The organism is Paenibacillus whitsoniae, from assembly GCF_003955665.1.
GTDB lineage: Bacteria > Bacillota > Bacilli > Paenibacillales > NBRC-103111 > Paenibacillus_E > Paenibacillus_E whitsoniae.
Genome location: NZ_RXHU01000145.1, coordinates 1 through 14,922 on the forward strand (window position 1 = coordinate 1; position 14,922 = coordinate 14,922).

The 14,922-nt window shown below is 51.0% G+C and carries 10 protein-coding genes; all 10 read left to right on the forward strand.

The annotated features are described in order from the left end of the window. Positions 1-1,555 (forward strand): potassium-transporting ATPase subunit KdpA (gene kdpA / locus EJQ19_RS31115; RefSeq protein ID WP_126145095.1); only part of this gene is annotated, 1,555 nt, incomplete at its 5' end. 26 nt (positions 1,556-1,581) lie between these two features. Beyond that, on the forward strand, positions 1,582-3,609 hold the full coding sequence (kdpB, locus tag EJQ19_RS31120; protein ID WP_126145096.1) for a potassium-transporting ATPase subunit KdpB: 2,028 nt from the start codon (positions 1,582-1,584) through the stop codon (positions 3,607-3,609). A 25-nt stretch (positions 3,610-3,634) separates the two neighbouring features. Then, a complete protein-coding gene (gene kdpC / locus EJQ19_RS31125) occupies positions 3,635-4,207 on the forward strand; it encodes a potassium-transporting ATPase subunit KdpC (RefSeq protein WP_126145097.1) in 573 nt (190 codons plus the stop codon). 69 nt (positions 4,208-4,276) lie between these two features. Beyond that, positions 4,277-6,607 (forward strand): universal stress protein, encoded by a 2,331-nt coding sequence (locus EJQ19_RS31130; protein WP_126145098.1) that lies wholly within the window; start codon positions 4,277-4,279, stop codon positions 6,605-6,607. A 116-nt stretch (positions 6,608-6,723) separates the two neighbouring features. Continuing rightward, complete coding sequence (locus EJQ19_RS31135; protein WP_126145099.1) at positions 6,724-7,677, forward strand: carbohydrate ABC transporter permease; 954 nt, start codon at positions 6,724-6,726, stop codon at positions 7,675-7,677. A 20-nt stretch (positions 7,678-7,697) separates the two neighbouring features. Then, positions 7,698-8,525 carry a carbohydrate ABC transporter permease gene (locus tag EJQ19_RS31140; protein ID WP_126145100.1) on the forward strand — a complete coding sequence of 276 codons (828 nt, stop codon included), beginning with the start codon at positions 7,698-7,700 and terminating at the stop codon, positions 8,523-8,525. Positions 8,526-8,658: 133 nt separating this feature from the next. Then, entirely contained in the window at positions 8,659-10,005 is a 1,347-nt protein-coding gene (locus EJQ19_RS31145) for an ABC transporter substrate-binding protein (RefSeq protein WP_126145101.1), read from the forward strand. 134 nt (positions 10,006-10,139) lie between these two features. After that, positions 10,140-11,936 carry a cache domain-containing sensor histidine kinase gene (locus tag EJQ19_RS31150; RefSeq protein WP_126145102.1) on the forward strand — a complete coding sequence of 599 codons (1,797 nt, stop codon included), beginning with the start codon at positions 10,140-10,142 and terminating at the stop codon, positions 11,934-11,936. 2 nt (positions 11,937-11,938) lie between these two features. Further along, complete coding sequence (locus EJQ19_RS31155) at positions 11,939-13,567, forward strand: helix-turn-helix domain-containing protein (protein WP_126145103.1); 1,629 nt, start codon at positions 11,939-11,941, stop codon at positions 13,565-13,567. A 495-nt stretch (positions 13,568-14,062) separates the two neighbouring features. Next, on the forward strand, positions 14,063-14,922 hold an 860-nt coding region (locus EJQ19_RS31160; RefSeq protein ID WP_126145104.1), incomplete at its 3' end, for an MsnO8 family LLM class oxidoreductase.

The window sequence follows — 14,922 nt, forward strand, 5'->3', positions numbered from 1 at the left end:
TTTCAGTCCATTTGAAAAAATGATTTATGCTGTGGGCGGCATCCGCCAGGAAAATCAAAGCTGGAAAAAATATGTCATGGCCTTGCTGCTGAGCAATGTTGTCATGATCCTGCTGGTGTATTTGATCTTCCGCACCCAGGGATATTTACCTTTGAATCCAAGCGATATTCCAAATATGGAGCCGCGGCTGGCTTTCAATACGGCAATCAGCTTCATGACGAATACTAATTTGCAGCATTATAGCGGTGAAAGCGGGCTTTCGTATCTTTCTCAAATGATTGCCATCGTATTCATGATGTTTACCGCTCCCGCAACTGCGCTTGCTGCAGCAATTGCCATGATTCGCGGATTGTCAGGGAAACCGCTTGGGAATTTTTTCGTTGATTTAATACGCAGCATTACGCGTATTTTGTTGCCGATCGCTTTCGTGACGGCCTTCGTATTTATAGCTCTGGGTGTTCCGCAGACCTTGGAACCAACGGCTGTCGCCCACACACTGCAAGGAGCCCAGCAACTGATCGCCAGAGGACCGATGGGATCGTTCCTGTCCATCAAGGAGCTTGGCAATAACGGTGGCGGCTTCATGGGCGTGAATTCAGCCCATCCGTTCGAGAATCCGGATGCCATCAGTAATCTGCTGCAAATTCTGCTCATGATGCTGCTCGGGACGTCTCTGCCGTTTACGTATGGCAAGATGGTCGGAAACGCCAAGCAAGGACGAGTGCTGTTCGTCTCGATGGCGATGCTGTTCATCGTCATGCTCGGCACTTCGTTTGCAGCGGAGCAGGCAGGCAATCCGGTGCTGAATGCTTTCGGCATCCAGCATAATCAAGGCAGCATGGAAGGCAAGGAAGTCCGATTTGGCATGGCTCAATCTGTTTTGTATTCGGTTGTCACGACTGCCACAGAAACGGGAGCCGTCAACACCATGCACGATACGTTGACGCCAATCGGCGGCATGGTAACCATCACGAATATGATGCTCAATACCGTATTTGGCGGCGTAGGTGCCGGGTTTATGAACGTGCTGATGTATGCCATGATCGGCGTGTTTCTTTCCGGGCTCATGGTCGGTAGAACGCCTGAGTTTCTCGGAAAGAAGCTTGAGGGGAAGGAAATGATGTTGATCGCGGTGACGATGCTTGTGACGCCTTTCCTGATTCTCGTTCCGACAGCCTGGGCGTTGCATAGTTATCCCGACACCATCTCCAACCCCGGTTATCACGGTTTAACACAGGCCCTGTATGAGTACACTTCTTCTACCGCTAATAACGGCTCTGGATTTGAAGGCTTGGGAGACAATACGCCATTTTGGAACATCACAACGGGGATTGCTATGTATGTTGGACGCTTTTTCTCTATCGTCACCTTGCTTGCGGTAGCCGGATCGCTTGCCGCCAAGAAGCCTGTACCGCAAACGGCGGGAACCTTCCGAACGGATACAGGCATGTTCGCGGTCGTATTCCTTGCATCCATCCTGCTGGTAGGCGCTCTGACGTTTTTCCCTGGTTTGGTGCTCGGACCGATTGCTGAACAATTAACCTTAAAGCCATAAGACCTTGAAAGCGGGAGGGTTCGAACATGAGTCAAAAGAAGTCCGTGCTTAGCGGCACAATCGTTCAAAATGCAATCAAAGAGTCATTTTTAAAGCTGGATCCCAGAGTGATGGTTCGCAATCCGATCATGTTTGTTGTAGAAATTGGGTTTATCCTTACCCTAATTCTGACGTTCGTTCCTAAGGCTTTTCGCAGCTCTACGCCTTTCTGGTTTAATCTGATCGTAACCATTATTTTGCTGGTCACCATTTTGTTTGCTAATTTTGCTGAAGCGTTAGCAGAGGGACGAGGCAAGGCACAGGCGGATTCCTTAAAGAAAACAAAGAAGGACATTACAGCAAATAAAATAGCAGGCAGCAGTGTGAAGCAGGTTTCTTCAAGCGACTTGCGCAAAGGAGATATCGTACTCGTCTCCCAGGGCGAGATGATTCCTGGAGACGGGGAGGTCATAGAAGGGCTGGCTTCTGTGGATGAGTCGGCAATCACTGGCGAATCCGCACCTGTCATCAAAGAAGCGGGAGGTGATTTTAGTTCGGTCACCGGCGGCACCCGTGTCATCAGCGACCAAATTAAAGTGCGAATAACGAGCGACCCCGGGGAATCGTTTCTTGATCGGATGATCTCGCTTGTGGAAGGAGCCAAGCGGCAAAAAACACCGAATGAAATCGCGCTTAACACGGTTTTGATGAGTCTGACGCTTATTTTCCTGATTGTTGTTGTCACGCTTTCCTACTTCGGCAGCTACCTGAATGTAAATCTGGATGTTCCGGTTCTGATTGCACTGCTCGTTTGCTTAATACCGACCACGATCGGAGGCTTATTGTCCGCAATCGGCATAGCAGGCATGGACAGGGTTACTCAGTTTAATGTTCTGGCGATGTCGGGGAAAGCCGTGGAAGCGGCCGGGGATATTAATACCATTATTCTCGATAAAACGGGTACGATCACGTACGGCAACCGAATGGCAAGCGAGTTTATTCCAGTCGGAAGCAGCAAGGAAGAAGAAGTCGGCCAGTGGGCTGCCGTCAGCTCGATCAAGGATGAAACGCCGGAAGGGCGCTCGGTGCTGGAGCTTATGAAGAAGTTGGGGTATGCCATCGATACGACACTCGCGTCCAGCGGCGAGTTTATCGAATTCAAGGCCGAGACTCGAATGAGCGGAATCGATTTGAAGGATGGGCGCAAGGTGCGCAAAGGGGCAGTTGACGCAATTAAGAAATGGGTTGCTGCGCAAGGCGGCAGTATTCCTTCCGATCTTACAGCCAGCAGCGATAAAGTCGCGTCTGCCGGGGGCACACCGCTGGCTGTTGCGGTGGATAACCAGATCTTTGGCATCATTTATTTGAAGGATACGGTTAAACCCGGCATGAGAGAGCGCTTTGAGCAGATGCGCAAGATGGGCATCAAGACAATTATGTGTACCGGAGACAACCCTTTGACTGCAGCTACGATTGCATTGGAGGCGGGAGTAGACGATTTCATTGCGGAGAGCAAGCCGGAGGATAAAATCGCTGTCATTCGAAGGGAGCAAGCGGAAGGAAAGCTGGTAGCGATGACCGGGGACGGCACGAATGACGCGCCTGCTCTGGCTCAGGCGGATGTCGGCATTGCGATGAACAGCGGTACCGTCGCCGCAAAGGAAGCTGCCAACATGGTTGACTTGGACTCTGATCCTTCAAAAATCATAGAGGTTGTGGCGATTGGCAAACAGCTTCTTATGACCCGCGGCGCATTAACAACCTTCAGTATTGCGAACGATATCGCCAAATATTTTGCGATATTGCCCGCTATGTTTATGTTAGCCATTCCGCAGATGGAAGTACTCAACGTGATGAAGCTCGGTTCACCGATGTCAGCCATTCTTTCTGCACTGATCTTCAATGCCATTATTATTCCCCTTCTCATCCCGCTGGCGATGAAAGGGATTGCCTATAAGCCGATCAGTTCTGCACAACTGTTGAGACGTAATTTGCTTATCTATGGACTTGGCGGTGTCGTCGTACCTTTTATCGGCATCAAAATCATCGATCTTGTTGTGCACTTGTGGGTATAATCGCAAAAGAAAGGATTGACATACGATGCGTATATTAATAACAAGCTTGCGCACCAGCTTATTTCTTATGCTGCTTTGCGGTTTGATGTATAATCTTGTCGTGACTGGGATCGCGCAGGCCGTCATGCCGGGCAAGGCCAACGGCAGTCTGATCAAGAACGATGCCGGCGAAGTCATCGGATCGGAGCTGATCGGTCAATCGTTTACCGATCCCAAATATTTTCAAGGGCGTGTGTCCAGTATTGAATACAAAGCCGAAGGCTCTGGGACACCTAACTATGCTCCATCCAATGCGGATATGATTGCGCGAGTTCAGCAATCGGTTTCCGATTGGCAGCAAAACAATCCCGACGTGCCGCTCATGCAACTGCCGATCGATTTAATCACCAATTCCGGCTCAGGTTTGGACCCGGATATCAGCCCGGAAGCGGCCTTAGCGCAAATCCCGCGCATAAGCAAGCAGAACGGCATTGCTGCCCAGAAGCTGGAAGCATTGGTTCAGACTCAAAGGAAGGAAAGAGAGCTTGGTTTTCTCGGAGAACCTACGGTGAACGTGCTGAAGCTGAACCTTGCTTTACAGAAATTAATAGAAAAATAACCTAACGGACATCCATCCCTGCCCAGCTTATTCGGGCAGGGAATTTCCGCTTTATGAAGGACGGTTGCCATGGCTAATTTTAAGCGCAAAACAGCGGAAGAAATATTATATTCCATTTATAAGCTGCATCGCGGAAAGCTGAAGATCTATATCGGCCCCGTTACCGGCTCTGGTAAAACCTATCACATGCTTCGAGAAGGGCAAACGTTAAAGCAACAGGGTGTTGATGTAGTGATCTGTGCCGTCACAACCCGTCAGCGGCCGGAGACCGTGGAGCAGATTGGCGATCTGGAACGTGTGCCGAGTATACATTGGTATCGGGATGGCGTTGAACAGAAGGATCTGAATTTGGAAGCATTGGGTCTCAGGAATCCAGAAGTGGTGCTGGTTGATGAACTCGCGCATCGGAATCGGGAAGGAGCAAGATTTGCGACCAGGCTTGAGGATATTCAATATCTGCTTGATAAAGGTATCAGTGTGATTACAACTGTAAATGTATACGAATTAGAAGGAATCACGGAGCTTGCCCGCAAGCTGACCGGCATCGAGGTTAGGGAAACCGTGCCGACCAATACATTGGAAATCGCGGATGAGGTTCGTCTCATTGATGTTACACCGGAAATGCTGCTTGATCGATTGTCGGACGGTCACCTGCAGCAGAATAACCGAAGGCTGTTTCAACGAGGAAATCTAGGCAAGCTTCGCGAGCTGGCACTTCGATTGGTAGCCGAAGGCGTAAATGATGCACTCGAAAAATATCGGGAAGAAGCCGGCTTGCTCGGGCCCTCCGGTGCTGCTGAGCGAATCTTAGTGTCTGTACAATATCACTGGAACGGCTCGATCTATGTACGCAGAGGTCAACAAATTGCAAAAAGGCTGGGAGGGCAGCTGCTTGTTGTTACGTTCTTTAATCCAAAAAAGCCGCTATCAAAAGATGAGGCGACCTTTAAGCGCTCGCTCGTTCAATTGGTTGAGAAGGTGGAAGGGGATTTCGATGAAATTCCTCTCTCCTCCAGAAGAAAGCTGCCTGGAGAGCTGGTTAAATATGCGGTGGAGCATAATGTCACTCGCATCGTGATGGGGCATTCCAAGCAGAATCGATGGCAGGAATGGCTGAGGGGCTCCGTGGTCAACGGTCTCGTGAAGAGAATAAGCAACGTCGATCTTTTCCTAGTCGCTGACCGGGCGGAACGTGAAGGCGAGCGTATTTTGCCGACGAGGACACGCAGCGATAAGGAAGCCGGCCCGTATCACCGTTTGACTCCTCAGGAAATAGAAGAAAAAATCCGTCGAATCAGACGGGGCAAATTAAAAGTGTACATCGGAGCCGCTCCAGGCGTTGGCAAAACGTATACGATGCTGAGAGAGGGAAATGATTTGCTGAGAAAGAAAATCGATGTCGTCATTGGGCTGCTGGAAACGCATGGCCGCGAAGAAACAATGGCTCAAGTCGGTTCGCTCTCGAACATCCCGCGAGCAAAAATCAATTACCGGGGGACCGTGCTGGAGGAAATGGATCTAGAGGCCATTGTGCGTCGGAATCCGGAGGTTATCCTCATTGATGAATTAGCTCATACCAATGTCCCAGGAAGTAGAAATCGAAAGCGGTACGAGGATGTACTGGAGGTTTTGAACGCTGGGATATCTGTCATCTCCACGGTGAACGTACAGCATCTTGAAAGCTTGAATGATGCCGTGGAGCAGATCACCGGCATCCGGGTTCGGGAGACGGTTCCAGATCAAATTTTGAGATTGGCTGACGAAGTTCAGCTAATCGACATTCCGCCTTCTGCGCTTCGGGAACGAATGAAGGAAGGGAAAATTTATTCGCTGAACAAGGTCAATCAGGCCCTGGACTCTTTTTTTAAGACAGGGAATCTGATTGCCTTACGGGAGTTGGCGCTTCGGGAAATTGCGGATGACGTTGACGAACGGTTGGAGGCATGGGAACGGAACGATTCGTTGCGGGGACCTTGGCGTCGGAAGGAAACGATTTTTGTGGGTGTTACGACAAGCACCAATGCGGAAAGACTGATCAGAAGAGGATTTCGCATTGCTTACCGACTTAAGGCAGACTGGTATGTCCTTTATGCACAAAAAGGGAGATCTGTTCCCGAAAAAATGGAAAAACGTATTCGTTCATTACAGGAGATCACTTCTCGATTAGGCGGAATTTTTGAGGTTCAGTTCGTGGGTCATGAACGGGAAGTTGCTTCAATGCTGATCAACAAGGCTGACCAACGGGCTGGCACACAACTCATTGTTGGGCAATCCAAGCGTAGTATTTGGAACCGATTGCTAAAAGGTTCCGTTGTGAAACGAATCCTTCGGGGTGCCCGGCATATGGATGTGCTGATCGTTTCGGATTATGATTCGATTGTGAAACCGCTGGAGGAGTAGCTTGTCATAGTTTTTGATCTTCAGGTTAAAATATTACTCCAACGGGTTAAATCTGTGACTTACTCCGTTCGCGCTATCACGATAAACTTAGAGAAAATACGACATGGGGTGAGTGCATGGCTAACCATATAACTTCACAATCCGCGGGCTCGGCATCCGGCGCTTCAGTCAAAGCGAAATCCAACCGGTCTTCGCGGCAAATCAAAGAGGATCTCATCGGCTATGCGTTCATAGCACCGATGCTGCTGGGACTTATCGCGTTTACACTGTTTCCGATTATTGCCTCGTTCTTTTTGAGCTTTACGAACTGGAACTTCGTAGCGGGCTTCTCTAAAGTAAAATTCGTCGGGATGGACAACTTCGTGAAGCTGGTTCACGATACGGTCTTCCTGCTATCGTTGAAAAACAACTTGATTCTGATGATTGTCGTGCCGCTTACACTCATTTGCTCGTTGGCGCTCGCGATCGTGATCGATAAGAAAATTTATTTCAAAGATGTGTTCAAAGTCGTTTATTTCGTGCCGTACATTTCCTCAATCGTAGCGGTAGCGATTGTCTTTCAGGTATTGTTCCACCCTACCTATGGGCCGATTAACCAGATTCTGATCAACTGGGGCATGGCCAATCCGCCAAAATGGCTGGCCGATCCGGACTTTGCCCTGTATTGCGTGATGGGGCTGATGGTCTGGGTTAACATCGGGTACAACATGATTATTTTCATGGCCGGCTTGCAGTCGATTCCGAAAGATCTCTACGAAGCGGCTGACATCGACGGCGCCTCCAAATGGACACAGTTCCTGAAAATCACGGTACCTATGCTGTCGCCGACAACGTTCTTCCTGCTCGTCACGGGCATTATTGGGACGTTCAAGGTATTTGATGTGATTATGGTCCTGACGGGCGGAGGCCCGGCCAATTCCACGAGCGTTGTGGTCACACGCCTGTACGATGCAGCGTTTATCAATCTGCAATCCGGTTATGCGTCAGCGATGGCGATCGTACTGCTCGTTCTCATTCTGTTGATTACGCTCATTCAATGGTTCGGACAGCGTAAATGGGTTAACTATTAAGAGAAGAAGGAGGAAATCCCATGGACAAGTTTGAAAAATTGAAAAAAACGCTGCTAACGCTGCTCATGTGCGTGATCGGGATATTGTTCATGTCCCCGTTTATCTGGATGATTTCGGCCTCCATGAAGCCGGAGGCGGACGTATTCATTTATCCGATTCAGTGGATTCCGAAACATTGGCATGTGATCGAGAACTATAAAGAAGTATGGTCGACAAATTTCCCGCTCTACTATTGGAATTCCATTAAAGTCACAGTGTGCACGACGGCGCTCTCCGTTCTGCTGTCGTCGATGGCTGCCTATTCGTTCTCCAAAATCAAGTTCCGCGGCCGCAATGTGATCTTTGTTCTTGTCCTTGTGATCTACATGATTCCAAGCCAAGCGATTCTGGTTCCGCAATTCTTGCTGTTCCGTTGGGTAGGCTTGTTCGACAGCCATTTCGGCTTGATTTTACTTGGTTCGTTCTCCGTACTCGGTACGTTCATGCTTCGCCAATTTTACCTCGGTATCCATGAAGAATACATGGAATCGGCGCGGATCGATGGCGCAGGGCATTTCCGGATCTTCTGGTCGATCTGTACACCGCTTGTGAAGCCAGCCATCGCCACGTATGCGATTCTGCGTTTCATCTGGACCTGGAACGATTACCAGAATCCGCTGATCTTCCTGAGAACCAAAACCTTGTTCACCTTGCCGCTCGGCATTCAATCCTTTGCCGATTTGAACGGCAACTTTTACTCGCTGATCATGGCGGCTTCGGTATCGGCGATTGTGCCCCTTCTGATTATTTTCATCATCGGTCAGAAGCAAGTTATTGAAGGCATTTCCATGGGCGGCGTAAAAGGATAATCGTCCTGCATGTCGCAACATGTCAAAATATGAGTGCATGAGGTTAAAATATTGCCTCGTGTGCTCACCCTCCGATAGGGTACTATCGGTCATGTAAAGGTTTTCATGCAAAAAACAATTTGGAGGGGTTCAAATGAAAAAGAGTTTACTCGTGATGAGTGGCGTTCTGCTTCTTTCTACAGCATTAACAGCTTGCGGAAGCAAACAAGACAATAATACAGCTGCGACAGACAGCGGCAAACAAGGTACAGCTAGCGCTCCGGTTACGATCAAAGTACAAGGTTGGTACACAGAAGCCCAAGGCAACTGGAACAAAACCGTTGAAGCTTACAACGCAACGCACCCGAACGTAAAAGTGGTTTACGAAAGCATGTCCGAGAAAGGCGACTCCCAAGAAGGCATGAAAAAGCTTGACCTCTTGGCCGCTTCCGGCGAACAAATGGACGTTGTCATGTACTCCAGTGCTTCCGACTTCGCACAACGCGTTGGCGCAGGCATCCTGGAACCGCTGGACAGCTACCTCAAAAAAGACAACATCGTTGTCAAAGACGAGTACAAGCTTGACCCGGTTGTAGACGGCAAATACTACGCGCTTCCTGGTAAAATGATCGAGTGGTTCGTCCTCTTGAACAAAGACAAACTGGATGCAGCTGGCCTGAAAGTGCCAACAGAGTGGACGTGGAACGACTATGCTGACTATGCGAAGAAAATGACTAGCGGCGACGGCGCTTCCAAAGTGTACGGCTCCTACTTCCACAACTGGAAAGACTACGCATTGCTTGCACAAAACAACGATATGAACAACGCTTACCTGGTGAAATCCGATGGTACAGAAAATATCGACAACCCGCGCGTTCGTTTCTCCTTAGACCTGCGTAACAAAATGGAGAACATCGATAAATCGTCCGTTCCTTATTTCGAAGTCGTTTCTCAAAAAATGGCTTACCGTGACGTGTTCTACGCTGGTAAAACAGCGATGCTGGCAACAGGCAACTGGATGGTCGGCGAGCTTTCCCAAAATGCCAAATTCAACACCGTATTCGCACCGTATCCGAAATATGATGCCAAAGACGAGAACGGTTTGACAGAAGTTGGCGCGGACTTCCTGGGTATCGCGGCGAACTCCAAGAACAAGCAAGCGGCTTATGACTTCATCAAATGGTACACAACCGAAGGTATCCAAACACAAGGTCTGTTCTTCTCCGCATGGAAAAAAGCCGACATCGCGAAAAACGTAGATGCGATTCTGGCAAGCGGCAAGCCGGATCAAGTGAAATTCATCGACAAAACGTCCTTGCTGAGCACGTTGAAAGTGAACAAATCCACGAAGTTGGTTGTACCTCCAACGTATGCACTGCAACAAGAAAAAGAATTCTTGACGCAAGTTGAGCTGTACCTCACTGGCAAACAAGATCTGGACAAAACGATTGCGACAGCAAAAGCAAAAATCGAAGATATTCGTAAAAGCAACGCGAAATAAGGCCTAACCCATTTCAGAAATTAGGCAGAAGTTGCTATACTGAAAGAAGGAAGCAAGAGGGAGCCGGAAGGCCTCCTCTTTTTCCGCATTTACATACTTGCTTGCAATTCCCTTGGGAGGGAGGAGGAACCCGTGTGCTAACGAGGATCAAGTCGTTGTCGCTTCGTAATAAGCTTGTTTTAACCATTCTTATTTGTCTGGTCATTCCGTCCATCGTTTCGATGTACGTGTCGAATTTATTCACCCGTGACGCGGTGCGGTCTCAAGTGGAGAACAATGCGCGACAATCGCTTGGTATCGTAAATCAATTCGTAGACGGGCAACTCAAAAATATGGTGTATATCATGAGCTTCTTGCAATTCGACGACGACTTGCAGGAGCAGGAACCGATAACCAAGCTGAATCGTGCGGATGCCTCCACCGATCAGAAGGAACTTGCCATATACAAAAGGACGTTGACCGATCGGATTGCCAAGGCGGTGGGGCCGCTTGGCGACATGTACGTCACGCTGCTCATGCCGAACGGACAGTACGTCGCCTCTTATTCGACGTTTAGCTTCGACCCCCTCACATTCACCCAAAAGAGCTGGTTTCCCGATGTGCAGAACGCGCCGGGCTATAGTGTCAAATGGATCGGCGCCGAGCCGAATTATGTGAAGGAGTCCAAGCACCCCTATGTGCTTGCTGCCGCGAAGCCGCTGCGAACCTATGGATCTACAAACGGCTATGTGATTGTAGGTTTGGAGATGAGTGAACTGCAGCAATTGTTCAGCCAATATGAGGGCAAGGAATCGATTGTGATTATAGATGAATCCGGGAAAATCCTTGTAGACAAGGACTCTACGACGATTGGTCAAACGTTTCCATACCTTGAGCAACTTAATCACGAGGACGGTACTTCGTTCGTCAAGGTGTCAGGCGAAGACTATATTATGATGTCGAGCCGCGTTACGCCGGAATGGCGATTGGTGAACATGACGCCGTACAAGGCGGCTGCGCACCAGATCGAGTCAGTTCGCAATAAAGACTTTTTTACACAGTTGTTCTTTCTTGTGCTGTTTGCAGTGTTGCTGCTGTCGGTCGTTCGCACCCTGACGAAGCCGATTGCACGGCTTGTGCAAACGGTTGTTCGGATTGAATCCGGGCAGCTCAGCGAGCGCTCGAATATTAACGGGGGCGATGAGGTTGGCCGCTTAGGGTACGTTTTTGACAGGATGATCGACCGCATTCAGCGAATGCTAATAGAGAATAAACGCGAGCAAGAACTCAAGCGGAAGGCAGAACTGGCTATGCTGCAGGCGCAGATCAATCCGCATTTTTTATTTAATGTCCTTAATTCGATTCGGTTAAAGGTCATGATGAAGGGCGACGAGGAGAATGCCGAGCTGATTAGCTCCTTGTCCTCGCTGCTGCGGATGACGATTAACCGCAATAATGCGTATATTTCCTTGCATGAGGAAATCGAAACGAATGAACATTATGTGCGGCTGCTCAACTCGCGGCATGGCGACAAAGTGCTGCTGCGTGTTCAAGCGGCTTCGGATACGCTGCTTGTGCAGATTCCGCGCTTTATGCTCCAACCTTTGATCGAAAATGCGTATCTTCACGGCCTTAAAAGCAAAGGCGGTGAAATTACGATCGCCTCACGAATTATAGAGGATGGCCGCCTGCAGATTGAAGTGCAGGATTCCGGCGTCGGCATGGCGCCGGAGCGTCTGACGGAGCTGCGGGCAGCGCTGGAGGCGCCGCCGGTGGAAGCCGCGGTCGACAAGTCGGTAGCGCGGACGTTGTCCGGCATCGGCATTTATAACGTTTTTGAGCGGTTGCGTTTGATTTATGGGCATCTTTTTGATTACGACATTGAGAGCCGGCCCGAGGAGGGCACTCAAATTACGCTGCGGTTCCCGCAGGAGCCGGAAAAGGAGAGTTGACGATGTATACCGTCATGATTGTAGACGATGATTTGCCGGTTTTGGCGTTTTTGCAGGCGACGATCAAGTGGGAAGAGCTGGGCTACCGGCTGACGGGTGCATACGCCAATCCTTTGGAGGCTTTGCAGGCCGGCAAGTTGGCGAAGACGGATGTGCTGATCAGTGACATCGGGATGCCGGAGATGAACGGACTTGAGTTGATCACGTCGCTGCGCGAGAATGACCCGAACCTGAAGGCGGTCATTTTATCTTGCCACGACGAGTTTCATTACGCGCAGGCGGCGGTGAAGCTGTCGGTGAGCGAGTATATATTGAAGGAAACGATGAATGCGACCAACATTACCGAGGTGCTGAAGCGGGTGAAAGAGCAGCTTGACGCCGAAGGCAATGCACAATCCAAGCACCGCAAGCTGGAAAAGGAGGTGTCGCAGCAGCGCGGCGCGGCGAAGCGGCATTTCATTCGGACGACGGTCAACGAGCCGCTCTTTGACCAGCTGGAATGGCAGGCGAAGGCGCTGGACTTCGGCATTCATCTGGAGAAGCACGCGGTCATCCCGGTGCTGGGTTATGCGAATCGGCTGAAGGAGGCGACGGGCCGGTTTCAGTCGAAGGATCTTTTTGAATATACGATCGAAAATATTGTGGAAGAACTGATCGGAGAGCAGGGCGACATTACGCTGTTTACTTACGATACGGGAGAAATCGTGCTGCTGTTCCCGCACATTTCGAATCTGCATATCAACAACACGCAGAAAATGGAGGCGACGCTGCGCCATCTGCAATCATGCCTGCAGAAGTTCGTCAAGATCTCATTTTCCTTCGTCGTCGGCAGCCCTGTAAAAGATGTGCGCGCGCTGAAGGAACAACTCATGCGGCTAGTGGAGACAAAGCCATCGCGGTTTTACTTGCCGGAGGCTTCCATCTTGAAGCTCGATCAGGTGCGCGAAAGCTTCGGTGACGGTGGTGAACTGCTGGCGCAGTACGCGCAGGCGCTGGATGAGTTCCGCAGCGTCGTGTTCGACGAACGGACGGACGAGGTGGGCGCTTTCGTCTCCAAATGGGTCGACTACATCGCGTACAACCGGTTCCGGCCGCTGGAAGTGAAGGACTGGCTGCTGAAAATGATTTTGGACGTGCGCATGCGCCTCAAATCGCTCCAGCACTATCAGTCGACGTTCTCGTCCGAGCTGCTGCACCACGACGTGCACGAGCTGTCCTCCATCCGCGAGCTGGAAACGTGGCTGGGGGGCTACTTGCAGCAGGCCATCGAGTGGGCCGGCAAGGTGTACCGTGAATCGCACAATCGTGAGATTCTGGAGTGCCAACGTTTCGTGCAGAACCATCTCGACACGAAAATCTCGCTTGAAGACGCCGCGGAGCATCTTCATCTGCATCCCAGCTATTTGAGCCGGCTGTTCAAGCGCGAAACGGGAGAGGGTTTCATCGAATACGTGACACGGATGAAAATGGAAAAAGCCCGTGAGCTGCTCGAGATCACGGACAAAAGCGTCGAACAGATCGCGGATATGCTCGGGTACGAGAACAAGAACTATTTTGGCAAGCTGTTCAAGGCCCATACGGGCTTCGTACCGAACGCATATCGCGGACAGGCGAAGCCGGGCGGGGTGTGAGGTTGGCTGGGGGTGTGGTTTTGACCCCGCCATGCGTCGGCGACACCGCCCGCCCAGGATTCGCGCGCGGTGGGAAGGGCTCAAAGGCGTTCATTGGCAGGTTAGCGGGCATCAACTGGAATTTCTCCAGCTTATTTTTAAAGGAATCGAGTAGAATGGGAAATGAACTGGAGAAGCTCCAGTTCATTTCGTGCGTTTAGGGGGTATGTGGCTGTACAAGTGTAAATAAGATCGAGAAATTCCAGTTCACGTGAGCAATCTAGCGAGAAAGTGGAGTATGAACGGGAGGAATTCCAGTTGAGTGAGGTAGAGGGAACGAAACTGTGCGAGATAAGCACAAAAGGGGAGGTTACCTGAGCTCGATTCGCATGCTAGAAAAATGTTCAAATGCTCATAGAACAGCCTTAGCCCCTAATGGCTTCTCGCAATGTAAGCGGCTCCCTTGGTTTCTCCATCGCATAGAGGCATAATGGAAGAAAAGGGAGGTACCTACGAATGAAACTTAGTGTGTTGGATCTTGCCCCCGTCATCGCGCCGGCAGACCCGGCGGCTGCGTTGGAGCAGGCGGCCATTTTGGCACAGCTGGCGGAACGGCTCGGCTACGCGCGGTACTGGGTTGCCGAGCATCACGACATGCCCGGGCTTGCCTGCACCGCGCCTGAAGTGCTGCTTGCGCATATCGGGGCGCGCACGCAGCGGATCCGGCTTGGTTCGGGAGCGCTGCTGCTTCCGCACTACAAGCCGATGAAAGTCGCGGAGTCGTTCCATCTGCTCGCGACGCTGTATCCGGGCCGGATCGATCTCGGGATCGGCCGGGCGCCCGGCGGCTCCGCCCATGCGGCAATTGCGCTCAGCGGCAATTTCCTGGGCAATGTGAGCCGCATGCCAGAGACGCTGCAAGCGTTGATGGATTTCCTGCATCAACGTTATACATATGAAGGCCAGCCTGTGACCGCAAGGCCGCTGCCGGCCGAGCCGCCCCAGGTGTGGCTGCTCGGCACGAACACGAAAAGCGCCGCTTTTGCAGCGCAGCATGGCGCCGGCTACGTTTTCGGCCATTTTATGAGCGATGCGGACGGTGCTGAGACGATAGCCGCCTACCGCGAGCAGTTCCAGCCGTCCGCACACAGGGCCGAGCCTAAGGCCATGCTGGCGGTAGCTGCGATATGCGCCGAGACGGAAGAGGAGGCGAATCGCTTGGCGGCAGAAAGCCAAGCGTGGCTCCGGCCCCCATCCGAGCAGATGGCCTCCAGCGATATGCCGTCGGGCTCGGGGAGGCTGTTGGCGGGAACGCCGGACAGCCTGCGCGTGCAGCTGGCGTCGCTTGGGCGCCTCTGCCATGCCGACGAATACCT